Source organism: Pseudomonas taeanensis MS-3 (assembly GCF_000498575.2).
Classification (GTDB): Bacteria; Pseudomonadota; Gammaproteobacteria; order Pseudomonadales; family Pseudomonadaceae; genus Aquipseudomonas; species Aquipseudomonas taeanensis.
In genome coordinates this window covers 21,900-48,896 of record NZ_AWSQ01000003.1, presented here as the reverse complement: position 1 = coordinate 48,896, position 26,997 = coordinate 21,900, and the positions used below count along the sequence as shown (strand labels likewise).

Here is a 26,997-nt window from a genome sequence, read left to right as displayed (position 1 = left end):
GCTTGGCGAGTGAGACTTAGGGTGTCTGCATGGCCTCGGCCAGGAAGTCGACAAACACCCGGACCTTCTGCTGCAGGTGGCGGTTGCTGGGGTACAGCGCATAGATGCCGCGTTTGGCGAACTGCTGGTCAGGGAGTATCCGCACCAACTCGCCGCGCTCCAACAGTGGCTGGGCGATGAACGACGGCAGTGCCCCTATGCCGGCTCCGGCGAGCAGCATGTCGCCGAGTATCAGGCTGTTGTCCGCGGAGAAGCGGGGCGGCACATCGACGCTGATGCTGCCTTGTGGCCCCTGGAGGTGCCAATGGCCGGGATGATCGGCCAGTCGGTACGCCAGGCAGTCATGACTGCGCAGGTCTGCGACCGTTCTCGGTGTGCCGCGCGCCTGCAGATAAGCAGGCGAGGCACAGATGATTTGCTCCACCTCACCCAGTCGCCGGGCGATCAGCGAGGAGTCGGTCAGTTCGGAGCGAATGCGCAGCGAGACGTCGAAACCCTCGGACACCACATCGAGCAGGCGATCATCCAGCGTCAGTTCGACGTGCAATTGCGGGTAGAGCGCCATGAACTTCGCCAGCAAGGGCGACAGTACCTTGTGGCTGAACGACAGGGGTGCGTTGATCCGCAGACGTCCACTGACCTGGTCCGAGCCCCGGGCCGTGCTGCGTTCCAGTGCATCCAGTTCATCCAGCAGGCGGCAGCACTCGCTGAAATAGGCGCGGCCATCCTCGGACAGGCTCATGCGCCGCGTGGTGCGTATCAGCAATAGGGTGCCTAAGCGCTGTTCCAGTTGCCGAACCTGTTTACTGACCGCAGCCGTCGATTGCCCGAGGTCTTCGGCGGCCTTGCTGAAGCTGTCGCGCTCCACCACCCGGCGGAAGGTGCGCATGGCCGCGAGCAAGTCCATATATTTTCTCCTGGGTTGAATATGTTTTGAAACTTAGCTCGATTATCTATTTCTGTAGAAAAAATACCATGGCGGTACCGCTTTTCGGCGTTGTGTCGGGAGGCCGTTTTTCGCAAGGAGTCCGTCATGTTCAAGTTGATTCGAGCAAACCTGAAATTCGGCCGTCAGCAGGCTGCCGCATTGCCCCTGGCCTTGGCTCTGGTCAGTGGCGCAGCCACTGCCGCGCCCGACGTCGGCGTCAGCCCTTGGGGCAAGGCCGATGAAATCGGTCGCCTCAATCTCATCACCCCGCAATCCCGCGCCGCCATCCTGTCGCAGGTGTCCGGCGGCAAGGCCTACGACCTCTCGGTGGAGTACTTCATCGGCATGCCGAGCTGGCAAGCCGCGGGCGACCCGCCTTACCAGATGTGGATGACCCACACCCCGCGCGGCAACCAGATCGCCGACCCGATGGGCGTCGGTGAGGTGATGAACAGTCATGTCAGCTACAGCGGTTCGGCGGTGTCGATGTACGCGCACATGGGCACGCACATCGATGGCCTTAACCACTTCGGCCTGAACGGCAAGATCTGGAACGGTTTTTCCGCGCAGGAGCACTTGGGCGACCGCGGTTGGGAAAAGGCTGGGATCGAGACCATGCCACCTATCATCGCCCGTGGCGTGATGATCGACATGGCCGCGGCGAAGAACCTGGAAATGTTGCCGGACAACTACAAGGTGTCGGCCCAGGACCTGCGTGAAGCTCTGAAAAAGCAGAACGTCAGCCTGGAGAAGGGCGATGTGGTGCTGATCCGCACCGGGCGCATGCGTGACTACGCCAACGCCCAGGCCTATATGAGCAATGCACCGGGCCTGGGCCTGGATGCGGCCAAGTTCCTCATCGAGGAAGCTGGCGCCATGGTGGTTGGCGCCGACAACCTGAGTTTCGAGGCCTTCCCTTCCGAGGTGTCGGACAACTACATCCCGGTGCACACCTACATGCTGGCGCAGCAGGGCGCGCCGATCATCGAGTTGGCCAATCTGGAAGAGCTGGCCCGCGACCGTGTGTACCAGTTCGCCTTCGTCGGTGCCTCGCTGAAGTTTCGCGGCGCCGATGCCGCGCCCATGCGGCCAGTTGCCCTGCCCATAGAATAGCCGCGCTCCGGCTGTCCTCTGGGGGAGCAAAACCACTGGAGGGCTGTGTCGCTGACGCGTAGATCGAACAGGGTCGAACGGTGGACAGTCTGCGGGGTGAGCAGTAGCGTATTGCACTGCTTGCTGAGGTGGTCTGAGCGGTTGGTGTGCTGGCTCAGACACGCAATAACGCTGTTGCCCGAGGCGCATGTGATTGCGCGCTCTGGCCTCGTCATCTGAGAGGTGGGTCATGAGCAAATGGTTTATCCGGCGCTTCATGCAGGCGATGTTGGGGCTGCTGGCCTTCTTCGCGCGGCGACCTTGGCTCGCCGCCGTTTCGAACCTGCTCACCCGTTCGCTCGCGCGCCTTACCGTGCGCGCCAAAGCGATCGGCCGGGCGCAGACGGTCGCCGAGTTGGGACCTTTGTGGCAGCGTTCATTTCCGGCCAAGAAGCAGGTGCCCATCGAAAGCACTTCAAGCGATACGGTCATCGCGCAAATCCACACTCACTGTCCGCTCCGTGGGAGTGGCGACGTGCAGGCCTGTTACCGAATGATGGAATATGACCGTGAGGTGTTGCGTCACGCCGGCGGTCAGTTCGTGGTCCTGGAGTCGCAGGCGACGCCTGGCGTGAGTGTGTGTCGGGTGGCCATGCGCCTGCAGGGCGAGTCACTGGACGATTTGCTGCCCGCTCATCGACGTTAGCAGTCCTAAGCAATTCAACGACAGAGCAGTCTACATGACGACAGATCATCCCCTCGTATTCCCCGACCTGGCCCTGAGTCATTTCGAACTCTATGTGCGCGATGTGCAGCGGATGGAGGCGTTTTACACCGGTTGCCTCGGCTTCGTTGTCACGGATCGCGGGGAGGGCGCGGGCGGCATGGTGTTCCTGAGCCGAAGTGCCAAGGAACACCACCAGTTGGTGCTGAACCCGCGCGCCTCGCGCCAGACAGAGGAGAGCCCGCTTGATCACATCTCCTTCCGCGTCACGACCCTGGCCGATGTTCGCCTGTTTCATTCGGCTTTAGTGCCGGGCGCAGGCATCCCGGTGGACAGCGTGTCGCACGGTACGACCTGGTCTATTTACTTTCGCGACCCTGAGAACAACCGCCTGGAAATCTTTACCGCTACGCCTTGGCATGTGGATCAGCCCTGTAAGTTTCCCATCGACCTGCAGCTCAGCGACCAGGCCTTGCATGCCTTTACGGAAGATAAAATTCGTCGGTTACCGGGTTTCAGGTCGGCCGAGCAGTGGCACCAGGCCCATATCACCTCGCTAGGTGCAGACTGACGCGCTGGCAAGCGAGTGGGCACAACCGTTGGCAAGGTTGCTGCGCAGACTCGCGCGGCCGTTAACCCGTAACAGCCTCTCCGTGGTTACCGATCAGAAGGAATCCAGAATGCGTCCGAGCAGCGCCATCGCCTGCTCGCTCTGGGCATCCCAGGGGTGGCCGTAGTTGAGGCGGGCGCAGTTGCTGAAGCGCCGGGTTGCGGAAAAAATAGGCCCCGGCGCCAGGCTGATGCCCTGGGCCAGGGCGAGCCGGAACAACTGCAGGGAATCGACCTGCTGGGGAAATTCGAACCAGAGGAAATAGCCGCCGTCAGGGTGGGTGACCCGGGTCTCGACCGGGAAGTGCCGGGCTGCCGAGGCCAGCATCGAGCCTTGCTGCGCCTCTAGGGCATGGCGCAATTTGCGCAGGTGGCGGTCGAAGCCGCCATGCTGGAGGTAGTCGGCGATGGCCGCCTGGGCCGGCACCGAGGGCGAGATGGTGGTCATCAGCTTGAGCCGGTGGATGGCGGTTGCGAAGCGCCCGCCGGCTACCCAGCCGACCCGGTAGCCCGGCGCCAGGCATTTGGAGAACGAGCCGCAGTGCATCACCAGGCCGTCGCGATCGAAGCTTTTCACCGACTTCGGTGGTTGCGTGCCGAAGTACAGCTCGGCGTAGACATCGTCCTCGATCAGGGGCACCTGATGGCGCTGCAATAGATCGTAGAGGGCGCGCTTCTTGTCCTCGCCCATGCTGGCGCCCAGCGGGTTCTGCAGGCTGCTCATGAACCAGCAGGCCTTGATCGGCAACTGCTCCAGGCTGGCTGTGAGGCTGTCCAGGTCGATCCCTTCGCGCGGGTGCACCGGGATTTCCACCGCCTTGAGCTTCAACCGCTCCAGTACCTGCAGGGTGGCATAGAACGCCGGTGCCTCGATGGCAACCAGATCGCCCGGCGCGGTGACACACTGCAGGCAGAGGTTGAGTGCCTCCATGGCGCCGTTGGTGATCACCAGCTCCTCCTGCGGCAGCATCACCCCGCTGATCATGTAGCGCAGGGCGATCTGCCGGCGTAGGTCGGGGTTGCCTTCGGTCATGTCGGCGATCACCGCCTGCGGCGGCATATCGCGCACGCTCTGCGACATGCTGCGGGCGAGTCGTGCGAGGGGGAACAGGTCCGGGCTGGGGAAGGCCGAGCCGAAGGGCACGGTGTCCGGGTCCTTGAGTGAGCCGAGTACGGAGAACACCAGTTCGCTGACGTCGACGTCACTAGTCTGCGCCTGGCGCGCGCTGATTTCCGGCTCATGCAGCGGGCGTTGGGCATGGGCGCGGACGAAGTAGCCCGAACGTGCCCGGGCCACGATCAGCCCGCGACTCTCCAGCAGGTAATAGGCCTGGAATACCGTCGAAGGGCTGATCCCATAGGTGCGGCTGGCATGCCGAACCGACGGCACCTTCTCCCCCGGCGCCAGCACGCCGGTGCGAATCAGCTGGGCGATCTCATCGGCAAACTTCTCGTAGCGCTTCATCTTGTCCTGGCTCACCCATGCTGAAGGCAGAGCACGATACTCTACAGGGCGCGTGGCGCTCATGTGCGCGTGCTCAACGATTCAGCGGTGAGACGAAGGTGCTCTCGGTGCTCACGCGCATCTGCGGATTGTCGCGCTCGGCCACCTGGAAACGCAGCACCTGCGACGAGCTGGCGGCGCGCGGGGCGGTCAGCGCCACACTCACCGGCAGGTCGATGATCTCACCGGGTGCCAGCTGCAGTTCACGGCTGCCCTGCAGCTCGAAATCGCCGGGCTCGAGCAGCGACAGGGCATAGCGGCGCGGCTGCTGGGTCTTGTTGATGACCTTCAGGGTGTAGATGTTCTCGATCTGTCCGGCGTCGTTCTCACGGTACAGGCCGCGATCCTTGGTCACGTCCAGTGACACCAGCGGGCGTGTGTCCAGTGCCCAGGCGAAGGCGCCGATCATCGCCACGAGCGCGACCGCGTAGCTGACCAGTTGCGGGCGTAGCCAGTGGGTGTTGCCGCCGGCCATGGCGCGTTCGGAGCTGTAGCGCACCAGGCCGCGTGCGTAGCCCATCTTGTCCATCACGCTGTCACAGGCATCGATACAGGCGCCGCAACTGATGCAGTCCAGTTGCAGGCCGTCGCGGATATCGATGCCGGTGGGGCAGACCTGCACACAGAGGGTGCAGTCGATGCAGTCGCCCAGCCCTTCGGCCTGGTAGGCAGTGTCTTTCTTGCGCGGACCACGGCTCTCGCCGCGGGCGCTGTCGTAGGACACCAGCAGGGTGTCCTGATCAAACATCACGCTCTGGAAACGTGAGTAGGGGCACATGTGCAGGCAGACACTCTCGCGCAACCAGCCGGCATTCAGGTAGGTGGCGGCGGTGAAGAACAGCAGCCAGAACGTGGTGCTCGGGTCGAGGGCGAAGTGCAGCAGGTCGCTGACCAGTGCGCGCACCGGGGTGAAGTAGCCAACGAAGGCCAGCGCAGTGGCCAGGCTCACGGCCAGCCACAGGCCATGTTTGGCGCCGCGACGCAGCAGCTTGTTGGCTGACCAGGGCGCCGCATCCAGCTTGATGCGTTGGTGGCGTTCGCCCTCGGTGTGTTTCTCCACCCACATGAACACCCAGGTCCACACGCTTTGTGGGCAGCTGTAGCCGCACCAGACGCGGCCGGCAAACACGGTAATGAAGAACAGACCGAAGGCGGCGATGATCAGTATCGCCGAGAGCAGAATGAAGTCCTGCGGCCAGAAGGTCGCGCCGAAGATGTAGAACTTGCGCCCGGCCAGATCCCACAGCACTGCCTGGCGCTCGCCCCAGTTCAGCCAGGCTGTACCGAAGAACAGCAGAAACAGACAGCCTGCACCATACAGGCGCAGGTTGCGGAACAGCCCAGTGAAGCTACGGGTATGGATGGCGCCGCCTGCTTGAGCGGGCGTAAGGCGCAGAGGACTACGCGGGTTGATCGTTTCGACGATCGTGGCGGGAATACGTTCGGTCATGCTATGCGCCCCATCTGGCTTTATCCGGCGGGGCGAATGATCGGCACTTCGCTGTACTGATAACAGACTCAGATTTTCAAATAAAAAGCGGATCAGATGGTTTTTAAGCTGTGCAGGCAGTAGGACTTTCAACGGCTTGGCTTATCCCTCAGGCGCACTTTGGAAATACCGAGGCGGCGCTGCTGATCTGGTTTTTTTAGCTTTATCTGAGGCTGTTTCGACTGGCGCTGCGGACCCATAGTCACTGCTCTTTATGCCAGCGTGTTCTCATCGGTCGAGCGTGCACACGCCGGTAGTCAGGCTCGATGAGGCAGACCGCATGTACCACTACGACGACTATGACCATGCCCTGGTACGCGAGCGCGTTGCGCAGTTTCGCGATCAGATTGAGCGGCGCATCAGCGGCGAGCTGAGCGAGGAAGAGTTCCTGCCGCTGCGCCTGCAGAACGGCCTGTACCTGCAGAAGCATGCCTACATGCTGCGCGTGGCCATTCCTTACGGAACCCTGGCGTCCCGGCAGATGCGCACCTTGGCGCATATCGCTCGCCATCACGACCGTGACTATGGGCACTTCACCACCCGGCAGAACATCCAGTTCAACTGGATCGCGCTGGAGCAGGTGGCGGATATCCTCGAGCAGCTCGCCGCCGTCGAGATGCATGCCATCCAGACCTCGGGGAACTGCGTGCGCAACATCACCACCGAGGCGTTCGCCGGGGTCGCGGCCGACGAGCTGATGGACCCGCGGCCCCTGGCGGAAATTCTCCGTCAGTGGTCGACGATCAACCCGGAGTTCCTCTATTTACCACGCAAGTTCAAGATCGCGTTGTGCTCGGCCGAACAGGACCGGGCCGCGATCGCCATGCACGATATCGGCCTGTATCTGTATCGCGATGAGACCGGCGAGATGCTGCTGCGTGTGATGGTGGGTGGCGGTCTTGGGCGCACGCCGATCCTTGGCCAGCAGATTCGCCAGGCGCTGCCCTGGCGCCACCTGCTGTCTTACGTCGAGGCTGTTCTGCGGGTGTACAACCGTCACGGGCGGCGTGACAACAAGTACAAGGCGCGGATCAAAATTCTGGTCAAGGCCTTGGGAATCGAGGCATTCGCCCGCGAGGTCGAGGCGGAGTGGGCGCAGATCAAGGAGGGCCCCGCCGAATTGACCGAGGACGAGTATAGGCGTGTGGCTACTGCGTTCATTCCGCCCAGCTACGAGCAGCTGGCCGATACCGATCTGCAGTACGGCACGGAGCTGTCGCAGGATGCACAGTTCGCCCGCTGGGTGTCGCGCAATGTACAACCGCACAAGGTGCCGGGCTATGCCTCGGTCGTGCTCTCGACCAAACCGGGCATCAGCGCGCCGCCGGGGGATGTGACGTCGAGCCAGATGGAGGTGGTTGCCGACCTCGCCGATACCTTCGGCTTTGGCGAGATTCGCATCGCCCATGAGCAGAACCTGGTGCTCCCCGACATACGCAAAGCCGACCTGTACGCGGTCTGGAAGAGGGCGCAGGACGTAGGGTTGGCAACGGCCAATGTCGGTCTGCTGACCGATGTGATCGCCTGCCCGGGCGGTGACTACTGTTCGCTGGCCAATGCCAAGTCCATCCCCATTGCGCAGTCGATCCAGCAGCGCTTCGCGGACCTCGATCGGCTGCATGAGCTCGGCGACATCAGCCTGAACATCTCCGGCTGCATGAATGCCTGCGGCCACCACCATATCGGCAACATCGGCATCCTGGGAGTCGATAAGAACGGCAGCGAGTGGTACCAGGTGACCATTGGCGGCGCGCAGGGCAAGGCCAGTGCGCTGGGCAAGGTCATCGGCCCTGCGTTCAGCGCGGCGCAGGTCCCGGATGTGATCGAGCACCTGGTGCAGACCTTCAGTGACTACCGCGAAAGCGAGGAAGGGTTTGTCGAGACGGTGCAGCGCATCGGTCTCGAACCGTTCAAGGAACGGGTGTATCGCACGCTGCAGGAGTCGGCATGAACAACCTGATCAAACTGATCGACGGCCAAGCCCGGATCATCCACGACGATCCCTGGACGCTGATTTCCGGTCATGAGGCCGATTTGCCGGGCGGGCCGCTGATCCTGCCGCTGGCGCAATGGCGGGAGCGGCAGGCGGTGGCTGGCGCAGAGACTAGTAGTCACTTGGCTGTTTGCCTGGCGCCTGACGATGAGCCAGAGAGCCTGACGCCCTGGCTGGGCGTCCTGCCGTTGATCGCCCTGGAGTTTCCCAGTTTGCGCGACGGTCGGGCCTACAGTCAGGCCTATCTGTTGCGCACCCGCCTGGGCTGGCGAGGCGAGTTGCGCGCGGTCGGCGATGTACTGCGTGATCAACTCAGTCATATGCGCCGATGTGGTTTTGATGCGTTCGCGGTACGCCAAGACAAGTCGCTCGAGGATGCGCTCAAGGGGCTGGCCGGCATCAGTGTGCTGTACGGTCCTTCAGTACTGGAACCGCGGCCCTTATTCCGCAGACGTGGTTGATGCTTAGGGCTGCGAGTGTGGATCATGCCCGGGTGTCAGTGTGACAGTCGCGCCCTAAAGCCCGCGCTCATTCCCCATGTTCCGAGGCGGCGCACCCTGTCAGGGTGAGCGCGCCGTTGTGTGGCTGCTGACGAGTTGGCTGAGGCCTTGTGAGTGCCCAACAGGCGTTGTTTGGTTCGGTGAGCGGCAAGGGCTGTATGTTCAGACGCCGGTTGCTCAAGCGTCATCCGCTTAAAACTTGTCATACTCGCCATCAACTTACTCGCCAGCAGGTTAGACCGTGATAGCGGCAGTCCTGGTTAACAGCTTCGTCGTGGTGCTTACCGTAATTGTTCACTACGAATTTTTGTTTCGGCTGACGCAACTGCTGCCGAAGATGAAAGTCAGGCACCGCTTCAGAATCGTGCTTGGCGTCTGTGGCGCGCTGACGGCCCATGCGCTTGAGGTGTGGATCTTTGCCTTCGCCTACTACTTCTTGAATGGCGTCGGCGGTTGGGGACAGTTGCAGGGCAGTTTCGATGGCAGCCTGGCCGACTGCGTCTATTTCTCGTTCACCACCTTTACCACCTTGGGCTTCGGTGACATTCAGCCGGTCGGCACTCTGCGTTACTTGACCGGCATCGAAGCACTCACAGGCCTGGTGCTCATTACCTGGACTGCTTCATTTCTATTCGTCGAGATGCAACGGTTCTGGAACAGGAAATAGCCGAAACTTTCAACGTCGCCTGCTGGGCAACCGGCAAGTTTGCGCCGAAACCAAGCATCGGTTTTGCGGCGCACGGCAGGTCGATCGGCGAGTAGCTCTGCTGCACAGCGCCGCCATCGTAAACTCCCCTATAGAGCGCTCCGATACTCAGGCTAAACGTGCTCCAAAGCGGTCACCCCAAGTGGGGGATTGCTAGTGCGATTCGTAGATTTTGGAATGATCCGAGTCTTTCTTTTCGTTTGAGGCAAGGTCTGTTCCTTGCTTTCATCGTTACCCGGCTTCGGCTTCAGGCTTCGCTAAAAGTCTTGTTTTTGCTGGGGTTGCGCCCGTCAGGCTGACGCAATCCAGACCGCTAATGACGCATCACTGTTAGGCGCAGAGCGTTGCATACAGCCAGTATTTGCAACGCAAAAAAGAATAATAAGAGGTACTCGTATGACAGGCTCCCCGCCCGCGTTGGAAATTCGCGACCTGCACAAGCGCTATGGCGAGCATGAGGTGCTCAAGGGCATTTCCCTGACGGCTCGCGATGGCGATGTGATCTCCATCCTCGGCTCTTCCGGCTCCGGTAAATCTACCTTCCTGCGTTGCATCAACCTGCTGGAAAACCCACACCGGGGTCAGATCATCGTCAATGGCGAAGCGTTCAAGCTGAAGCCAAGTCAGACCGGTGAGTTGCATGCGGCCAACAACAAGCAGATCAATCGCCTGCGCAGCGAGATCGGTTTCGTCTTCCAGAGTTTCAACCTGTGGCCGCACATGAGCGTGCTCGACAACATCACCGAGGCGCCACGCCGGGTGCTCGGTCTGAGCAAGGCCGAGGCCACCGAGCGGGCCGAGGCGCTGTTGGCCAAAGTCGGCATCGCCGACAAGCGTCATGTCTACCCCAACCAGCTGTCCGGCGGCCAGCAGCAGCGCGCGGCCATCGCCCGCACCCTGTGCATGGAGCCCAAGGTGATTCTGTTCGACGAGCCGACCTCGGCGCTCGACCCGGAGATGGTCCAGGAGGTGCTCAGCGTAATCCGCGCGCTGGCCGAGGAGGGTCGCACCATGCTGCTGGTCACCCACGAGATGAATTTTGCCCGGCAGGTCTCCAGCGAGGTGGTGTTTCTCCACCAGGGCCTGGTGGAAGAACAGGGCACGCCGCAGCAGGTGTTCGATAACCCGCTGTCGGCGCGTTGCAAGCAATTCATGTCCAGTAATCACTAACGGAGCGTCATCGCATGTACAACTACAAGAAAATCTTGCTGACCACCGCCGCCACCCTGGTCTTGGCCAGCAGCGTGGCCGCCGCCGACAAGTTGAAGATCGGCACCGAAGGCGCTTACCCGCCGTTCAATCTGATCGCCGCTGATGGTCAGGTCGGCGGTTTCGACGTGGAAATCGCCCAGGCCCTGTGTGCCAAGATGCATGCCGAGTGCGAGGTGGTGACGTCCGACTGGGACGGCATCATCCCGGCCCTGAATGCCAAGAAGTTCGACTTCCTGGTGGCCTCGATGTCGATCACCGAAGAGCGTCAGCAGGCGGTCGACTTCACCGCGCCGTACTACACCAACAAACTGCAATTCATCGCGCCCAAGGGCGGCGATTTCAAGACCGACAAGGCCAGCCTGAAAGGCAAGGTGATCGGCGCCCAGCGCGCGACCATCGCCGGCACCTGGCTGGAAGATAACCTGGACGGTGTGGTCGATATCAAACTCTACGACACCCAGGAAAACGCCTACCTCGACCTGACTTCGGGGCGCCTCGATGGCGTGCTGGCCGACACCTTCGTCAATTGGGAGTGGCTGAAGAGCGACGCCGGCAAACCCTTCGAGTTCAAGGGCGAACCGGTGTTCGACAACGACAAGATCGGCATCGCCGTGCGCAAGGACGATCCGCTGCGCGACAAGCTGAATATCGCACTCAAGGCAGTGGTTGCCGACGGCACCTACAAGCAGATCAACGACAAGTACTTTCCCTTCAGCATCTATTGATCGTCCCCGCTGGCGTGGTGCCCAGGTGGCCCGTGCGGTTAGTTGGTTGAACTGACCACAGCGGCCGCAGGGTTCGCGCCAGCCCTTGCGGTGGTTCGAACTATGACTCTCGATCTCTACGGATTCGGCCCGGCGTTAGCCGCCGGCGCCCTGATGACCATCAAGCTGGCGCTGTCGGCCCTGTCTCTGGGCCTGATTCTCGGGCTGCTCGGCGCCCTGGCTAAAACCTCGCCCTACAAACCGCTGCAATGGCTGGGCGGCGGCTATTCCACGCTGGTGCGCGGCGTGCCCGAGTTGCTCTGGGTGCTGTTGATTTACTTTGGCACGGTCAGCCTGCTGCGCAGCCTGGGCGAGTGGATTGGCTATCCGGAACTGGAGCTCAGCGCTTTCGCCGCCGGCACCATCGCCCTTGGCCTGTGTTTCGGCGCCTACGCCACCGAGGTGTTTCGCGGCGCCATCCTGGCCATCCCCAAGGGCCATCGCGAAGCCGGTCAGGCGCTGGGAATGTCCAAGCCGAGAATCCTTTGGCGCCTGATCCTGCCGCAGATGTGGCGTATCGCCCTGCCAGGACTGGGCAACCTGTTCATGATCCTGATGAAGGACACGGCGCTGATCTCGGTGATCGGTCTGGAGGAAATCATGCGCCGTTCGCAGATCGCGGTGACCTCGAGCAAGGAGCCGTTCACCTTCTATCTGGTGGCCGCGTTCATCTACTTGAGCCTGACCATCGTCGCCATGTGTGGCCTGTACGTCCTTGAGAAGCGCGCCGGCCGTGGTTTCGTGAGGGCCGTCGCATGAACTGGGAGTTGATTATCAAATGGCTGCCGCGCATCGCCGAAGGCGCCTGGCTGACCCTGGAGCTGGTCGGCATCGCGGTGATCGCCGGGCTGATCCTGGCCATCCCGCTGGGCATTGCCCGCTCATCCAGGCACTGGTACGTGCGCGCGCTGCCCTACGGCTACATTTTCTTCTTTCGCGGCACGCCGCTGCTGGTGCAGCTGTTTCTGGTGTACTACGGCCTGGCGCAGTTCGAGGCGGTACGTGAAGGCCCGCTGTGGCCCTTCCTGCGTGATGCCTACTGGTGCGCCATCGTCACCCTGACCCTGCACACCGCTGCCTATATCGCCGAGATTCTGCGTGGCGCGATTCAGGCGATTCCGCCGGGCGAGATCGAAGCGGCGCGTGCCCTTGGCATGTCACGCTGGCAGGCGTTGCTCTACATCATCCTGCCGCGGGCGGCGCGTATCGGTCTGCCGGCCTACAGCAACGAGGTGATCCTGATGCTCAAGGCCAGCGCGCTGGCCAGCACCATCACCCTGCTGGAACTGACCGGCATGTCGCGCACCATCATCGCCCGCACCTACCAGCCGGTGGAGATCTTCTTCGCCGCCGGGGTGTTCTACCTGGTGGCCGCCTACGTCCTGGTGCAAGGCTTCAGGCAGCTGGAGCGGCGCCTGCGGGTGGATGCCTGCCAGGGTCGCTGAACCGACGTGCCCTCGGCCTGCACGAGGGCAAGCGCTTGGCGCATGGAATGCGCCTATGCCTTTACCAATCCCGGTGACTTGCGCAGACTCCAGCGCCGAGATGTTGAGCGGCGGCACAGTGCTCTCGCCAAGGTGTATCCCGTCTGAGTAGCGATTCGCTGCGCTAGAGCGGCTGAATTGGCGCGCTGGCAGCTCCGCTTGATGAACTTAATCCCGATCTTGTAGGTATGCCCGAATGGCAGATTTGAACGCCCCGCGCCTGGACGATATCGACCGGCAGTTGATCGCCGCGCTGCAGCTCAATGCTCGCGAGAGCGTGGCCATGTTGGCGCGCAAACTCGGCATCGCCCGCACCACGGTGATCTCGCGGATCGCCCGGCTGGAGAAGAACAAGGTCATCAATGGCTATGGTCTGCGCCTGGGGCAGCGCGTGCTGGATGGCGGTCTGCAAGCCTACGTCGGCATCACCTTGCAGCCGCGCTCCGGCAAGGAAGTGCTGCGACGCCTGACCAGCATGGCCGAAGTGCAGCAGCTGTGTACCGTGAGCGGTGAGTTCGATTTCGTCGCCTGGTTGCGCGCGGACTCGCCGGAACGACTCGATCAATTGCTCGACGAGATCGGCGAAGTCGACGGGGTGGAGAAGACCACCACCTCGATCATCCTGTCGTGCAAGCTGGACCGCGGGCAGAAACTCTAAGGTTTGTCGTACTCTTCCAGACCAACGTCGGCGTCAGTCGCGCAAAGCACTAAGCGCCGATACCCGCTGGCGGCGGGGCGGCGCCGTGCTTAGCCGGTCTCAGCGTTGCGCCATGGCCTGCTCGCGGATCTGACTCAGGCTCTGCCGTGGGGTCAGGGCCTCCGGGTCGATCCGCACCTCGATCAACGCCGCTTTACCGCACTGTGCGGCGCGCTCGAAGGCCGGGGCGAATTCGCCGGTGCTGGCGACCACCTCGCCGTGCAGCCCATAAGCTCGGGCCAGGGCGGCGAAGTCCGGGTTGTGCAGCGTGGTGCCCGAGACCCTGCCAGGGTAGTGGCGTTCCTGGTGCATGCGGATGGTGCCGAACATGCCGTTGTTGACCACGATGAAAATCACCCGGGCGTCATACTGCATGGCCGTCGCCAGTTCCTGGCCATTCATCAGGAAGCAGCCATCGCCGGCGAAGGCCACCACCATGCGTTGCGGCGCGCTGAGCTTGGCGGCGATGCCGGCGGGCACGCCGTAGCCCATCGAGCCATTGGTCGGGCCCAACTGCGTGCGGAAGCTGCGATATTGGTAGAAACGCTGCACCCAGACCGCGTAGTTGCCGGCGCCGTTGCTGAGAATGGCGTCGGCCGGCAGGCGTTGGCGCAGCCAGGCCATGATCTCGGCCAATTGCACCGGGCCGGGGCAGGGCGGGCAGTCCAGGTTGCCCAGGTAATGCGCGTGCAGGGTCTGCGTCCACTCGGCATACGGCGGATTGTCGATTGCCTCTAAGGCGGCGGCCTGAGCGGCGAAGGTGGCCATGCCGCTGTTGATCGCCAGCGTCGCTTGGTAGACCCGGCCGAGCTCTTCGATACCGGCATGCACGTGCAGCAGTTTCTGTTTGGGCACCGGGATATCCAGCAGGCTGTAGCCGCCGCTGGTGATCTCGCCCAGGCGGGCGCCGACCACCAGCAACAGATCGGCATCGCGCATCGCCTGCGCCAGCTTGGCGCCTGCCGCCAGACCCAGGTCGCCGGCGTAATTCGGGTGCTGGTTGTCGAACAGGTCCTGGCAACGGAAAGACGCCGCCACGGGCAGTTGTTGTTGCTCGGCGAAACGCCGGATATCCGCCACCGCCTCGGCGCACCAGCCACCGCCACCGAGGATCATCAAGGGTCGCTGGGCCTGTGCCAGCATGTCGTGCATGGCCTGCAGGTCGCTGGCCGCTGGGCTCGCTTCGATTCGGCGACTGGGGCCGGCATCGGCCACCTCGACCAGATCGGTCAGCATGTCTTCAGGCAAGGCCACCACCACGGGCCCCGGGCGGCCGTTCATGGCGCGGTGGAAGGCCTGGCTGAGCAGTTCGGGCAGACGCCGGGCGTCGTCCACCTGCACCACCCACTTGGCCAGCGGGCCGAACATCTGCCGGTAGTCGACTTCCTGAAAGGCTTCGCGCTCCATCTGGTCGCGGGCGACCTGGCCGATGAACAGGATCATCGGCGTGGAGTCCTGGTAGGCGGTATGCACGCCGACCGAGGCGTTGGTCGCGCCGGGGCCACGGGTGACGAAGCAGATGCCCGGTTTGCCGGTCAGCTTGCCGTAGGCTTCGGCCATATAGGCGGCGCCGCCTTCCTGACGGCAGACCACCAGCTCGATCTCGTCGCGCCTGTCGTGCAGTGCGTCGAGTACCGCCAGGTAACTTTCACCCGGCACACAGAAGGCGCGTTCGACGCCATTGATGCGCAGGGCATCGACCAGAGTCTGTCCGCCGCTGCGGGTACGTTTGGGGTTATCCACGATCAACTCCTAAAGCGAGGCTGGGCATGGCGCTTAAGTGTAGGAGGGGGCGCCACAGTCGGCGACAGCCGGAATTCGGGAAGGTGTCGGCCCCCGACCAGCAGCGGGCGAGCCGCTGATAGCCGGGAGCGACGGAGGAGGGCTTAGGCCGCTTCCTGGGTCAGTGCTTGGTGCTCTTCGTAGGCCCGGCCGAAGCGGTTGGCCAGGAAGTCTTCGAGGGAAACCTGCTCCTGGCTGATGAAGCCGGACTGTGGCAGACGTTGTGCGCGGAACAGATCCAGTGCGGCGCAGATGCCGGCAGCGGTGGTGATCTGGATTGCACTGGTCAGGCGGCCGTTCTGCTCGGCAGCAAAGATCTTGCGGCTGAACACCTGCTGCACCAGCTTGCCGTCCTTCATGCCGTTGACGGTAACGAACACCAGCACCACGTCCTGCATGGTGCTCGGCACGGCGCCGCGCAGGATGTCCTTGAGTTTGTCCTGGTGGCCGGCCAGGCGCAGGTCCTCCAGAAGGAACTTCATCAGGTCGCGGTGGCCCGGGTAGCGCACGGTCTTGTAGTCCAGTACTTCGACCTTGCCTTCCAGGGTTTCGCACAGGGTGCCCAGGCCGCCGGAGGTGTTGAATGCCTCGTACTCGACGCCGTCCAGGGAGAAGTGCTCCAGGCCTTCGAGCGGCTGAACCATCTGCAGCTTGCCGTTGCGGATGGCTTCGCAGGGGTGGCAGTACTCATTGACCAGGCCGTCGACGCTCCAGGTCAGGTTGTATTTGAGCGCGTTGGTGGGGAACTCGGGCAGGGCGCCGACGCGCATCTTCACCTCGCGCACGCTGTCGAAATGGCGCGCCAGGGAATGTGCGGCGATGCCGATAAAGCCCGGAGCCAGGCCACACTGCGGCATAAAGGCGGTGCTTGAGCCTTCAGCCAGGTCGCGGATGGTCTTGGTCGCGTGCACGTCTTCGGTCAGGTCGAAGTAGTGGGTGGCGGTCGCCTTGGCGGCCTTGGCCACGCCGATGGCCATGTGGTACGGCAGGGCGTTGAGCACCGCATCCTGGCCGTGCATGGCCGCTTCCAGCGCCGCGCTGTCGGCCGAATCGACTTCGCGGGTGGCGATGCCCAGGTCGGCAATCGCCTTCAGTGAATTAAGGTCACGATCCGCCACCAGTACCTGGTAGTCACCGGTGTTGTGCAGCAGTTGAGCAATGGTGTAACCGATATGGCCCGCGCCGAGCAGGAGGACGTTCATTGTTGTTATCTCCAGGTTGCGTTTCAGTTGGGGCCAGTCTAAAGAGCAGTTGGTTTGACAATAAGCCTCATAAACCATCAATAAGATGAAAAAATTAGTCGTTATGACGAGTTTGTGAGTCGTTTAGTCGATATCTTGCCCGCGGCGCTGAGTGCGTCAGGGTAGGGGGGCCGCTTTTCCTGTAACGACCTGCTGGGGAGCTTCTAACCTGAGGGGTAAGCGCAGCAGACTCCGCAGCCTCAGGACGCCACAATGTATAAAGACCTCAAGTTCCCGATCCTTATCGTGCACCGTGACATCAAGGCTGACACCGTGGCCGGTGATCGGGTGCGCGCCATCGCCCAAGAGCTGGAGCAGGACGGTTTTAACATCCTCTCCAGCGCCAGTTCCGCCGAGGGCCGCATCGTCGCCTCGACCCACCATGGCCTGGCCTGCATTCTGGTGGCCGCCGAGGGTGCGGGGGAGAACAAGCACTTGTTGCAGGACATGGTCGAGCTGATCCGCATCGCCCGGGTACGGGCGCCGCAGTTGCCGATCTTCGCCCTCGGTGAGCAGGTGACCATCGAGAACGCACCGGCCGATGCCATGGCCGATCTCAACCAGTTGCGCGGCATTCTTTACCTGTTCGAGGACACCGTGCCGTTCCTCGCCCGCCAGGTGGCGCGGGCCGCGCGCAATTATCTGGATGGTCTGCTGCCGCCGTTTTTCAAAGCGCTGGTGCAGCACACCGCACAGTCCAACTACTCCTGGCACACCCCTGGCCATGGTGGCGGCGTGGCCTATCGCAAGAGTCCGGTGGGGCAGGCGTTTCACCAGTTCTTCGGCGAGAACACCCTGCGCTCCGACCTGTCGGTATCGGTACCGGAACTGGGCTCGCTGCTCGATCACACTGGTCCGCTGGCCGAGGCCGAAGCCCGCGCCGCGCGTAACTTCGGCGCCGATCACAGCTTCTTCGTGATCAACGGCACCTCGACTGCCAACAAGATCGTCTGGCACAGCATGGTCGGGCGCGACGATCTGGTGCTGGTCGACCGTAACTGCCACAAGTCGATCCTCCATTCGATCATCATCACCGGCGCCATTCCGCTATACCTGTGTCCGGCGCGCAACGAGCTGGGCATCATCGGGCCGATTCCGCTCAGCGAGTTCAGCCGCGAATCGATCCAGGCCAAGATCGATGCCAGCCCACTGGCCAAGGGCCGCGCGGCCAAGGTCAAGCTGGCCGTGGTGACCAACTCGACCTACGACGGCCTGTGCTACAACGCCGAGCTGATCAAACAGACTTTAGGTGACAGCGTCGAAGTCCTGCATTTCGACGAGGCCTGGTACGCCTACGCGGCCTTCCATGAGTTCTACGCCGGGCGCTATGGCATGGGCACCTCGCGTGAGGACAATGGCCCGCTGGTGTTCAGCACCCATTCCACCCATAAACTGCTCGCGGCTTTCAGTCAGGCCTCGATGATTCACGTGCAGGATGGTGGCGCCCGCCAGCTGGATCGCGACCGCTTCAACGAAGCCTTCATGATGCACATCTCCACCTCTCCGCAGTACGGCATCATCGCCTCGCTGGACGTGGCGTCGGCGATGATGGAAGGCCCGGCGGGGCGTTCGCTGATCCAGGAAACCTTCGACGAAGCACTGAGCTTTCGCCGCGCCCTGGCCAACCTGCGCAAGAACCTCAATGCCGATGACTGGTGGTTCAGCATCTGGCAACCGCCGCAGGCCGAGGGCGCCGATGACGTGGCGACCCAGGACTGGCTGCTGCAACCGCAAGCCGACTGGCATGGTTTCGGCGAAGTGGCCGAGGATTACGTGCTGCTCGACCCGATCAAGGTCACCCTGGTTACTCCGGGCCTGACCGCAGGCGGTGCACTTGACCAGCACGGGATTCCGGCTGCGGTGGTCGGCAAGTTTCTCTGGGAGCGCGGCCTGGTGGTGGAGAAGACCGGGCTGTATTCATTCCTGGTGTTGTTCTCCATGGGCATTACCAAGGGTAAGTGGAGCACGCTGCTGACGGAGCTGTTGGAGTTCAAACGGCACTACGACGCCAATGTGCCGCTCGCCGATGCCCTGCCTTCCATTGCCAACGCCGGCGGCGCGCGTTACCACGGCATGGGCTTGCGCGATCTGTGTGCCGAGCTGCATGCCTGCTACCGCGATAACGCCACGGCCAAGGCGCTCAAACGCATGTATACGACGTTGCCTGAGGTCGCCATGAAGCCGGCTGACGCCTACAACCAATTGGTGCGCAGCGAGGTTGAAGCGGTGTCGATCGAGCAGCTTGAGGGGCGCATCGCCGCCGTGATGCTGGTGCCTTATCCGCCCGGTATTCCGCTGATCATGCCGGGTGAGCGGTTTACCCCGGAAACTCGTTCGATCATCGATTACCTGAAGTTCGCCCGCACCTTCGATAGCCGCTTCCCTGGCTTCGACGCCGACGTGCATGGTTTGCAGTGCCAGGAGGCGTCCGAGGGCGGCGATTACACCGTCGATTGCATCAAGCCCTAAAACCCGGCTTGGCGGTTGCACATCGCGTCGGCGGGATCAGCGCGCAGATCCGGTACCCCGTAGTCAGGCCGGGTAGGCAACCGGGTGAGCCAAGCCGGCGTGCAAGGCCGGTGACGTGTTCTACGTCACAGTGCCCAGCATCGACATTTATCCCCCACTTGTTATAGTTGCGCGGCTTTATACATAAGCCTATTTCCCTGCGCGTTCGCGCCATTTGCTGAGGATGACTGCCATGTCCGACTACAAAGCCTTTCGTGTCGAAGTGGCGGATAAGATCGCCCATGTGCTGATCAATCGCCCGGAGAAGGTCAACGCCATGAATGCCGATTTCTGGACGGAGATCATCGAGATCTTCCGCTGGGTTGACGCCACCGATGAGGTGCGGGTGGTGGTGCTCTCCGGGGCCGGCAAGCATTTTTCTTCCGGGATCGACCTGATGATGCTGGCCCAGGTCGGCAGTCAACTGGGCAAGGATGTCGGCCGCAATGCGGAAGCCTTGCGGCGCAAGATTCTCGAGCTGCAAGCCTCCTTCAATGCCGTCGACAACTGCCGCAAACCGGTATTGGCGGCGATCCAGGGCTATTGCCTGGGCGGCGCCATCGACCTGATCTCGGCCTGTGACATGCGTTATTCGACCGCTGACGCGCAGTTTTCGATCAAGGAAATCGACATCGGCATGGCGGCCGATGTCGGCACCTTGCAGCGTCTGCCGCGGATCATTGGCGATGGCATGATGCGCGAGCTGGCCTTCACCGGGCGTACTATCGGTGGAGAGGAAGCGCGTAGCATTGGCCTGGTCAATAGAACCTATGCCGACGCTTCGGCGCTGCTCGACGGGGTGATGGAAATTGCCCGTGAAATCGCGGCGAAATCGCCGATTGCCGTACGCGGCACCAAGGAAATGATTCGTTATATGCGCGACCACCGGGTGGACGATGGCCTCGAGTACATCGCCACCTGGAACGCCGCGATGCTGCAATCGGCCGACCTGCGAGTGGCCATGACCGCCCATATGAGCAAGCAAAAGCCGGAGTTCGCTGACTGATGCAGTACCTGCAACTGTCCTTTTTAGCCGCGCGGGAGGCGCACTAGCTCATGGTTTCTGGTGTCCAGTCCCTAAGTTTGGTGCGCAACGAGCTGTTCACCACCATGGAGGAGGCTGAGTCGAGCCTCGAACAGTTCATTGCCGATCGGCATAACGGCAGTCTGCTGCAGCAGGCGGTGGAAAGTCTGCAGCAGGTACGCGGTACGCTCAACTTGATCGAACTGACCGGCGCCGAGTTGCTGGCTCAGGAAGTCCTCGACCAGGCCACGGATATTCCCACCGGGGCTGGCGAGGAACGCGATGTACAGCTCTCGGCGCTGAGCAACGCGCTGCATGTGCTGCGCCGTTATCTGGAAAGCGTCGACGCCCACCGCCAGGAAATGCCCGAGTTGCTGCTGCCGGCGATCAATAACTTGCGCCAAGCCGGTGGCCAGGCATTGCTGCCGGAAAGCTTCTTCTTCAGTGTGCGCCTGGATCAGCCGCGGCCGCGCTCGACCCCAGCCTCTCTGGATGCGGCAGCCAGGGCAACCGAAGGGCGGCGGTTGCGGCAGATGTATCAGGTCGGGCTGCTCGGATTTATCCGCGAGCAAAACCCCCAAGCCAGCTTGAAATTGATGGGCCGGGCGATGGCTCGGTTGGACAGTCTCTACGCCAATGCACCCTGTGGCCGGCTGTTCTGGATCGCCGCGGCGGCCATGCAGGCGCAGGTCGACGGCCAGTTGTTGGCGCGTAAGCCGCGTAAGCAACTGTTCTCGCGTATCGACCGCGAACTCAAACAAATGCTCGGCAACGATCAATACGAAGCGCCGCGTAGTTTGCTCAAGGAGTTGCTCTACCTTGTGGCCCTGAGTGACAGCCGGGGTGCTCTGGTCATGCCGGTGCGGGAGGTCTTTGGTCTGACAGCACTGCCGTTCACCGATCATATGCTGGAAGACGAATATCAGCGCCTGACGGGTCCAGGTCAGGGCGTCATGCGCTCGCTGAGTTCGGCGATTCGCGAAGAGCTGGCGAGCGTCAAAGACATGCTCGACCTGATCGAGCGCGGCACGCTGCAGGCGGATAACCTCGGCAACCTGCATGCAGTACTCGGCAAGCTGAGCAAAACCCTGGGGATGGTCGGCTTGAGTTCGGCTGGCAATTCGCTGAGTGCGCAATTGCAAACCGTCGCCGGTTGGAGTGAAAGCGCGGCGCCGCAGCAGCAGGAATTGCACAAGCTGGCTGATGCAGTACTGTATGTCGAAGGCATGGTCGCCAGCCTGGAGAGTGGCGAGCGCCGTGAGCATCGTCCAAGCCAGGCGCAGCCAGGACATGAGGCGCAATCCTTCGCACAACATCAGCTCAATGAGGCGCGCATCGTCGTGGTCGATGAAGCCCAGGCCGGCCTGGCGCTGGCTAAACGAGCGATCACCGGTTATCTGGAAGCCAGTGGCGACCGGATGCATCTGGCCAATGTGCCGTTCAGCCTGCAGGCCGTACGCGGAGGGCTATGGTTTCTCGGTCAAGAACGTGCGGCCTTGCTGGTAGGCGCTTGTGCTGAGTACATCCAGAAGCAAATGCTCGAAGCGCCGCAAATGCCTTCCGAACAGATGCTGGAAACTCTCGCCGACGCACTGAGTAGTCTCGAATATTACCTGGAGGCTGGCGCCGTACTCCGCCCGGAAACCCAGCCGAGCGTGCTCGACCTGGCCGCGGAAAGTGTGTGCGCCCTTGGCATGCAGGTGGCGGCTTAAATGGCCCTGCGTTGGCAGCCCGGCATACTCGACACTCAGCAGTCGGGTGGTTGGGTGCTTGCGCATTGCAAGCAGCATTTTCTGGCAGACAGCAATGGCCTGCTGTTTCCCCGTGAGTGGTTGAAGAAGCAGGAATTGCCGATTCTGGCCGAGCATGGCATCGGTCATTTTGATGGCGATGCGGTTTACCTGCTGGAGTTGGCACAGCCGGTCGAGATACCCGGCTGTTTCTGGCAAAGCCTGCGTCACTTCATGTTGCAAGGTGATGGCGACACCTTTCAGTTGCTCAGCTATGCCACGCAGATTGGCACCTGGGCGAGTCAACATCGCTTCTGTGGCAGTTGTGGCGGCCCGATGCAGCATTTCGCCGGTGAGCGGGCCATGCATTGCCCGCACTGCGAGCTGCACCATTACCCGCGTCTGTCGCCAAGCATGATCGTGCTGATCACTCGTGGTGATGAGATTCTGTTGGCGCGTTCACCGCGTTTCGTCAGCGGGGTCTACAGCACCCTGGCTGGTTTCGTCGAGGCGGGCGAGTCGGTCGAGCAGTGCGTCACCCGCGAGGTGCGTGAGGAGGTGGGGGTCGAGGTGAAGAACCTGCAGTATCTTGGCAGCCAAGGCTGGCCGTTTCCACACTCGCTGATGCTTGGTTTTCATGCCGAATACGCGGCTGGCGAGATCGTCATGCAGGCCGATGAGATCGAAGATGCGCGCTGGTTCGACGTGCATCAGTTGCCACCTCTGCCGGCCTCGCGCTCCATCGCTCGCTACCTGATTGACCTGTATGTGGCGCGCCGCTTAGGCCATGCCGAACCAGTGCTGCCAGGCTAGTCGCGCGGTCAGGGCCAGCACCACCAAGATGAACACCGGGCGGATGAATTTTGCACCGCCTTTGATCGCCGTATGCGCACCGAGATAGGCCCCGAGCATCAGGGTCATGCCCATGCAGATACCCAGCAACCACGCCACCTGCCCGCTGACGATAAACACCGTCAGGGCGCAGGCATTGCTGACAAAGTTCATCGTGCGGGCTACGCCGCTGGCGCGCACCAGATCCAGTGGGTAAAGCAGTAGGCTGCTGACTGTCCAGAATGCGCCAGTGCCTGGCCCGGCAACCCCATCATAAAAGCCTAGCCCGAGACCTTGCGGCCACTGCCGGCGCTGCGCAATAGGCGCATCGCTGTCGAGCGGGGCCGCCGGTGTACGGCCGAACAGCAGATAGAGGCCACAGGCAAATACCACTGCGGGTAACATCTGATTCAGCCAGGCGGCCGGCAACCATTGGGCCAGCACCGCACCGAGCAGGGCGCCGAGCGCTGTGCCGAGCAAAGCATTACGCCATTGCGCCGGTTCGAACAATTTCCGCCGATAAAAGGCGTAGCTGGCTGTTGCCGAGCCAAAGGTGGCGCAGAGTTTATTGGTGCCCAGCACTAAGTGGGGGGGCAGGCCAGCGGTCAGCAGAGCTGGAATGGTCAGTAGCCCACCGCCACCGGCAATGGCGTCGATAAAACCGGCGACAAAGGCAACCAGGGCGAGAATCGCCAGGGTTGTCGGGTCAACGGCCAGCTCGAAGGGGAAAAGCATAAAAAGACGTCCTGTGTCAGGTTCTGCGGCGGTCTTGCTGTTCGCGGGCGAGGTAGCTGCGCATAATGCCGGCATTTTCACGCAGAAGGAATTGAGTCAATGCAGTATGACGGTCTGGCCTGGGTCACGGCATTGTTGGCAGTGCTGGCAGCGTTGGTAGCGACGCGCATCCTGTTCAACAGCCACTGGTTTCTCGGCTGGTTGCGCGGCACCTGCGGTCTGGCTTTTCTGCTGCTGGCGGGGTTGGTGGGGCTGATCGCTTACGATCTGTATAGCTATGAGCCGTTGCCGCAAGACAAACCATTGGTGACGCTGAGTTTCAAAGCCAATGGTCCGCGCTATCAGGTCAGTCTGGTGGAGGATGGCCACGAACGTAGCGTCACCGTAGAAGGCGATCTGTGGCAGCTGGATGTGCGCTTGTTGCAGTGGAAAGGGCTGGCAGCCTTGATTGGCTTACAGCCTGGCTATCGCCTGGAACAGCTTTCGGGTCGGTTTCTGGCCATCGAGCAACAGGCACAAGCTCAGCATGGCCCGGTCAAGTTGGCGAAGAGCCCATATGGCATAGATATATGGCGTTGGCTACGCTTGGGCCAACACGACCTGTTTATGTTCGAGCCTCAGGCGCAACGAATCACCTATTTGCCAATTGCCGATGCGGCGGTGTACAGCGTCAGTCTGACATCAACCGGCCTGTTGGCCCTGCCGATGAATCAGGCAGCCGAGCAAGCCCTGCAGGATTGGCAGTAGCATGCTCAAGATCGCGACGTTATCTGTGCTGCGATAAGTCCAATAAAAAGGGACCCTAAGGTCCCTTTTTATTGCCTGACCACTATCAGGACAGGAAGCCGCCATCGACATTCAAGGATACCCCAGTGGTGTAGCTGGAGGCGTCGACTGGCCAGGTCCAGCACGGCGCCGGCCATTTCGCTCGGGGCAGCTACGCGCTTCAGCGGGATACGCTGCAGAGCCAGGTTGAGGATTGCATCATTCTTGGTCAGCGCCGAGGCGAACTTGGTGTCGGTCAGGCCTGGCAACAGGGCGTTGCAACGGATGCCGAACTGCGCGCACTCCTTGGCGAAAACCTTGGTCATGCTGATCACAGCGGCCTTGGTTACCGAGTAGATGCCTTGCATCTCGCCTGGGCTGACACCGTTGATCGAGGCGACGTTGACGATGCTGCCGCCGCCGTTTTCCTTCATCAGCTTGCCGCCTTCGATGGACATGAAGTAGTAGCCGCGGATGTTCACGTCGACGGTCTTCTGGAAGGCCGACAGATCGGTCTCCAGGACATTGCCGAACTGCGGGTTGGTCGCCGCGTTGTTGACCAGGATGTCCAGACGACCGAACTGCTCACGGATCTGTGCGAAGACATTCTGAATCTGCTCCATTTCGCCGATATGGCAGGCAATCGCGGTAGCTTTGCCGCCGTCGGCGATGATGGCGTCGGCGACAGCCTGACAACCGTCTATCTTGCGGCTCGAGACGATTACATGGGCGCCTTGCTGGGCCAGCAGTTTGGCGATGGCCTCACCGATGCCGCGGCTGGCGCCGGACACGAACGCGATCTTGCCGTCGAGGTCGAACAGTTGGGTCTTGGACATGCGGTTACCCTTCTTCAAAAGGTGCTGAGTTCGCGGCCTGGGTTAGTCGATCTATTCAGCCAACCCTGAGCCTTTTAATTACAGCTGCGACTTGTTGATGATCTGCAGGCTCATCTGCTCCAGCAGTTTGTTCATGTGAATGAACTGCGCGAAGCGTTTGTCCTGGGTTTGCCCGTGGTAATAGCGGTAGTAGATCTGCTGCACGATGCCGGCCAGGCGGAATAGGCCGTAGGTGTAGTAGAAGTCGATGCTCTTGATTTCGATGCCGGAGCGTTCGGCGTAGTAGTCGGCGAATTCCTGACGACTGAGCATGCCGGGTGCATTGCTCGGCTGGCGGCGCATCAGTTGCACCGGCGCCGGATCGTCGGCTTCGATCCAATAGGCGAGGGTGTTACCCAGGTCCATCAACGGGTCGCCGAGGGTGGTCAATTCCCAGTCCAGCACGCCGATGATCTGCATCGGGTTCTGCGGGTCGAGGATCACGTTGTCGAAGCGGTAGTCGTTATGCACGATGCTCGGCTTGTGATGGTCGGCCGGCATCTTGTCCTTCAGCCAGGCCTTGACCGGCTCCCACAGTGGCGCGTCCGGAGTCAGGGCTTTTTCGTAGCGATCGCTCCAACCGCCAATCTGGCGCGCCACGTAGCCTTCCGGCTTGCCCAGATCGCCCAGACCGCAGGCCTGGTAGTCAACATTGTGCAGATCGACGAATTTATCGATAAAGCTCTTGCACAGAGCTCGGGTCTGCTCGGCGCTGAAGTGCAGCTCGGCCGGCATTTCCGAACGCAGGATGATGCCGTCGACCCGCTCCATGACGTAGAACTCGGCCCCGATCACCGACTCGTCCGTGCAGTGCACGTAAGCTTTCGGGCAGTAAGGGAAGCCGGACTTGAGTTGGTTGAGAATGCGGTACTCGCGGCCCATGTCATGGGCAGACTTGGCCTTGTGGCCGAATGGCGGGCGGCGCAGGACGAACTCCTGGTCGGGGTATTCGAGCAAGTAAGTCAGGTTCGAGGCACCGCCGGGAAACTGACTGATCCGCGGCTCGCCAGCCAAGCCCGGAATGTGGGCCTTGAGGTATTGGTCGATGATCGCGGCGTCGAGTTCTTCGCCTTCACGGATGCGGGTGGACTGGTCAGTAAGCGCCATGCTTATCCCTTCTGCTTATGATGGGGGTCCAATATTATTGGCTAATCTAATGCTGCACCTGTGCGCTCACAAGCAATACGCGTCTTTATAGGCAGGCGTGTTGCCGCACAATCAAACTGCCTGATTTGTCGTCGAAATGAGTGGCTGCGTGAGTGGTTCAATCAGTCAATTCGGGCGCGTGGGGCTAGTTGCGATGCTGCTACTCGTTTCAGCCTGCTATGGCTGATCGCAGTACCTCGCCTCGGGTTCTCAGTTATCCCAACTTGAATTAACCCAGTAATCGTACAGGCCACTCCGACAAGCGAAAAAAAACCGGAGTACAGGACTCCGGTTCTTCTCAACAACTGATACGCCTAAACGCTTAGACCGGGAACAGTTCGCCCAGCTTCATCGCCAACATCATGTCGCCTTCGGCGCGCAGCTTGCCAGCCATAAAGGCCTGCATGCCGTCGGTCTCGCCGCTGGTGATGCCTTTCAGGGTTTCGGTGTCCATGATCAGGGTTACGTTGGCGTTCGGGTGATCACCTTGCTGTACGTCGCAAGTGCCATCTTTAACTACCAGGTAGTGGTTCTCGCCGTCTTCGATGTTGAACTGAAATACCAGATCCAGGCCCGCAGCGGCACCGGCGTTGAACTTGGAATGCATGGTTTTGACGATGTCTGCAACGCTCATGGTTTCTTCCTTTATTTTCAGGTT

The 26,997-nt window shown here is 61.6% G+C and carries 24 protein-coding genes and 1 pseudogene; 16 read left to right on the top strand and 9 right to left on the bottom strand.

Going from position 1 to position 26,997, the window contains the following annotated elements; genetic code table 11:
* Positions 1–16: 16 nt before the first annotated feature.
* On the bottom strand, positions 17–907 hold the full coding sequence (locus TMS3_RS12785) for a LysR family transcriptional regulator (protein ID WP_025165671.1): 891 nt from the start codon (positions 905–907) through the stop codon (positions 17–19).
* 126 nt (positions 908–1,033) lie between these two features.
* On the opposite strand from TMS3_RS12785, the gene TMS3_RS12780 reads away from it, so the two are divergent.
* From TMS3_RS12780 to TMS3_RS12770, 3 genes are all read left to right on the top strand, one after another.
* The gene (locus TMS3_RS12780; protein WP_025165670.1) at positions 1,034–2,041 is read left to right on the top strand and encodes a cyclase family protein; all 1,008 of its coding nucleotides are present in this window, start codon (positions 1,034–1,036) and stop codon (positions 2,039–2,041) included.
* Positions 2,042–2,270: 229 nt separating this feature from the next.
* Positions 2,271–2,726, top strand: a complete 456-nt coding sequence (locus tag TMS3_RS12775; RefSeq protein WP_025165669.1) for a hypothetical protein — start codon at positions 2,271–2,273, stop codon at positions 2,724–2,726.
* 34 nt (positions 2,727–2,760) lie between these two features.
* Entirely contained in the window at positions 2,761–3,315 is a 555-nt protein-coding gene (locus TMS3_RS12770) for a VOC family protein (RefSeq protein WP_025165668.1), read from the top strand.
* A gap of 93 nt (positions 3,316–3,408) precedes the next feature.
* Here TMS3_RS12770 and mapR read toward each other — a convergent pair whose 3' ends face one another.
* A complete protein-coding gene (gene mapR, locus TMS3_RS12765) occupies positions 3,409–4,818 on the bottom strand; it encodes a GntR family transcriptional regulator MpaR (RefSeq protein WP_025165667.1) in 1,410 nt (469 codons plus the stop codon).
* Positions 4,819–4,891: 73 nt separating this feature from the next.
* Positions 4,892–6,307 carry a cytochrome c oxidase accessory protein CcoG gene (ccoG, locus tag TMS3_RS12760; RefSeq protein WP_025165666.1) on the bottom strand — a complete coding sequence of 472 codons (1,416 nt, stop codon included), beginning with the start codon at positions 6,305–6,307 and terminating at the stop codon, positions 4,892–4,894.
* A 319-nt stretch (positions 6,308–6,626) separates the two neighbouring features.
* Between ccoG and TMS3_RS12755 the strand changes: the two genes are divergently transcribed.
* The 8 genes from TMS3_RS12755 to TMS3_RS12720 all read left to right on the top strand — a co-directional run bounded on the left by TMS3_RS12755 (position 6,627) and on the right by TMS3_RS12720 (position 13,663).
* On the top strand, positions 6,627–8,297 hold the full coding sequence (locus tag TMS3_RS12755) for a nitrite/sulfite reductase (protein ID WP_025165665.1): 1,671 nt from the start codon (positions 6,627–6,629) through the stop codon (positions 8,295–8,297).
* Positions 8,294–8,800: a DUF934 domain-containing protein gene (locus tag TMS3_RS12750; RefSeq protein WP_025165664.1), complete on the top strand. Its 507-nt coding sequence runs from the start codon at positions 8,294–8,296 to the stop codon at positions 8,798–8,800. Before TMS3_RS12755 ends, TMS3_RS12750 begins: the two co-directional genes overlap by 4 nt.
* A gap of 280 nt (positions 8,801–9,080) precedes the next feature.
* Positions 9,081–9,506: a potassium channel family protein gene (locus TMS3_RS12745; protein WP_025165663.1), complete on the top strand. Its 426-nt coding sequence runs from the start codon at positions 9,081–9,083 to the stop codon at positions 9,504–9,506.
* 435 nt (positions 9,507–9,941) lie between these two features.
* Positions 9,942–10,715 (top strand): ABC transporter ATP-binding protein, encoded by a 774-nt coding sequence (locus TMS3_RS12740; RefSeq protein ID WP_025165662.1) that lies wholly within the window; start codon positions 9,942–9,944, stop codon positions 10,713–10,715.
* Positions 10,716–10,729: 14 nt separating this feature from the next.
* Entirely contained in the window at positions 10,730–11,482 is a 753-nt protein-coding gene (locus TMS3_RS12735; RefSeq protein WP_025165661.1) for an ABC transporter substrate-binding protein, read from the top strand.
* Between the two features lie 102 nt (positions 11,483–11,584).
* Complete coding sequence (locus TMS3_RS12730; protein WP_025165660.1) at positions 11,585–12,280, top strand: ABC transporter permease; 696 nt, start codon at positions 11,585–11,587, stop codon at positions 12,278–12,280.
* Complete coding sequence (locus TMS3_RS12725; RefSeq protein ID WP_025165659.1) at positions 12,277–12,966, top strand: ABC transporter permease; 690 nt, start codon at positions 12,277–12,279, stop codon at positions 12,964–12,966. Before TMS3_RS12730 ends, TMS3_RS12725 begins: the two co-directional genes overlap by 4 nt.
* 235 nt (positions 12,967–13,201) lie before the next feature.
* Positions 13,202–13,663 carry an Lrp/AsnC family transcriptional regulator gene (locus TMS3_RS12720; protein ID WP_025165658.1) on the top strand — a complete coding sequence of 154 codons (462 nt, stop codon included), beginning with the start codon at positions 13,202–13,204 and terminating at the stop codon, positions 13,661–13,663.
* A gap of 99 nt (positions 13,664–13,762) precedes the next feature.
* Here TMS3_RS12720 and TMS3_RS12715 read toward each other — a convergent pair whose 3' ends face one another.
* Positions 13,763–15,445 (bottom strand): thiamine pyrophosphate-binding protein, encoded by a 1,683-nt coding sequence (locus tag TMS3_RS12715; RefSeq protein ID WP_025165657.1) that lies wholly within the window; start codon positions 15,443–15,445, stop codon positions 13,763–13,765.
* A gap of 143 nt (positions 15,446–15,588) precedes the next feature.
* The gene (locus TMS3_RS12710) at positions 15,589–16,686 is read right to left on the bottom strand and encodes a saccharopine dehydrogenase family protein (RefSeq protein ID WP_025165656.1); all 1,098 of its coding nucleotides are present in this window, start codon (positions 16,684–16,686) and stop codon (positions 15,589–15,591) included.
* 252 nt (positions 16,687–16,938) lie between these two features.
* On the opposite strand from TMS3_RS12710, the gene TMS3_RS12705 reads away from it, so the two are divergent.
* The 4 genes from TMS3_RS12705 to nudC all read left to right on the top strand — a co-directional run bounded on the left by TMS3_RS12705 (position 16,939) and on the right by nudC (position 22,800).
* Positions 16,939–19,194 carry an Orn/Lys/Arg family decarboxylase gene (locus TMS3_RS12705; RefSeq protein WP_025165655.1) on the top strand — a complete coding sequence of 752 codons (2,256 nt, stop codon included), beginning with the start codon at positions 16,939–16,941 and terminating at the stop codon, positions 19,192–19,194.
* Positions 19,195–19,426: 232 nt separating this feature from the next.
* Entirely contained in the window at positions 19,427–20,239 is an 813-nt protein-coding gene (locus tag TMS3_RS12700; RefSeq protein WP_025165654.1) for a crotonase/enoyl-CoA hydratase family protein, read from the top strand.
* A 50-nt stretch (positions 20,240–20,289) separates the two neighbouring features.
* A complete protein-coding gene (locus TMS3_RS12695) occupies positions 20,290–21,969 on the top strand; it encodes a hypothetical protein (RefSeq protein WP_025165653.1) in 1,680 nt (559 codons plus the stop codon).
* Entirely contained in the window at positions 21,970–22,800 is an 831-nt protein-coding gene (nudC, locus tag TMS3_RS12690) for an NAD(+) diphosphatase (protein WP_025165652.1), read from the top strand.
* On the opposite strand, the gene TMS3_RS12685 is transcribed toward nudC, so the two are convergent.
* A complete protein-coding gene (locus TMS3_RS12685) occupies positions 22,768–23,553 on the bottom strand; it encodes a TSUP family transporter (RefSeq protein ID WP_025165651.1) in 786 nt (261 codons plus the stop codon). The genes nudC and TMS3_RS12685 overlap by 33 nt on opposite strands.
* Positions 23,554–23,652: 99 nt before the next feature.
* Between TMS3_RS12685 and TMS3_RS12680 the strand changes: the two genes are divergently transcribed.
* The gene (locus TMS3_RS12680) at positions 23,653–24,300 is read left to right on the top strand and encodes a hypothetical protein (protein WP_025165650.1); all 648 of its coding nucleotides are present in this window, start codon (positions 23,653–23,655) and stop codon (positions 24,298–24,300) included.
* Between the two features lie 85 nt (positions 24,301–24,385).
* On the opposite strand, the pseudogene TMS3_RS12675 reads toward TMS3_RS12680, so the two are convergent.
* The 3 genes and pseudogenes from TMS3_RS12675 to TMS3_RS12665 all read right to left on the bottom strand — a co-directional run bounded on the left by TMS3_RS12675 (position 24,386) and on the right by TMS3_RS12665 (position 26,973).
* A pseudogene (locus TMS3_RS12675) lies at positions 24,386–25,154 on the bottom strand (SDR family oxidoreductase).
* 78 nt (positions 25,155–25,232) lie between these two features.
* Positions 25,233–26,300 (bottom strand): phosphotransferase family protein, encoded by a 1,068-nt coding sequence (locus TMS3_RS12670; RefSeq protein ID WP_025165649.1) that lies wholly within the window; start codon positions 26,298–26,300, stop codon positions 25,233–25,235.
* A 361-nt stretch (positions 26,301–26,661) separates the two neighbouring features.
* Positions 26,662–26,973 (bottom strand): SCP2 sterol-binding domain-containing protein, encoded by a 312-nt coding sequence (locus TMS3_RS12665; protein ID WP_025165648.1) that lies wholly within the window; start codon positions 26,971–26,973, stop codon positions 26,662–26,664.
* Positions 26,974–26,997: the final 24 nt, after the last annotated feature.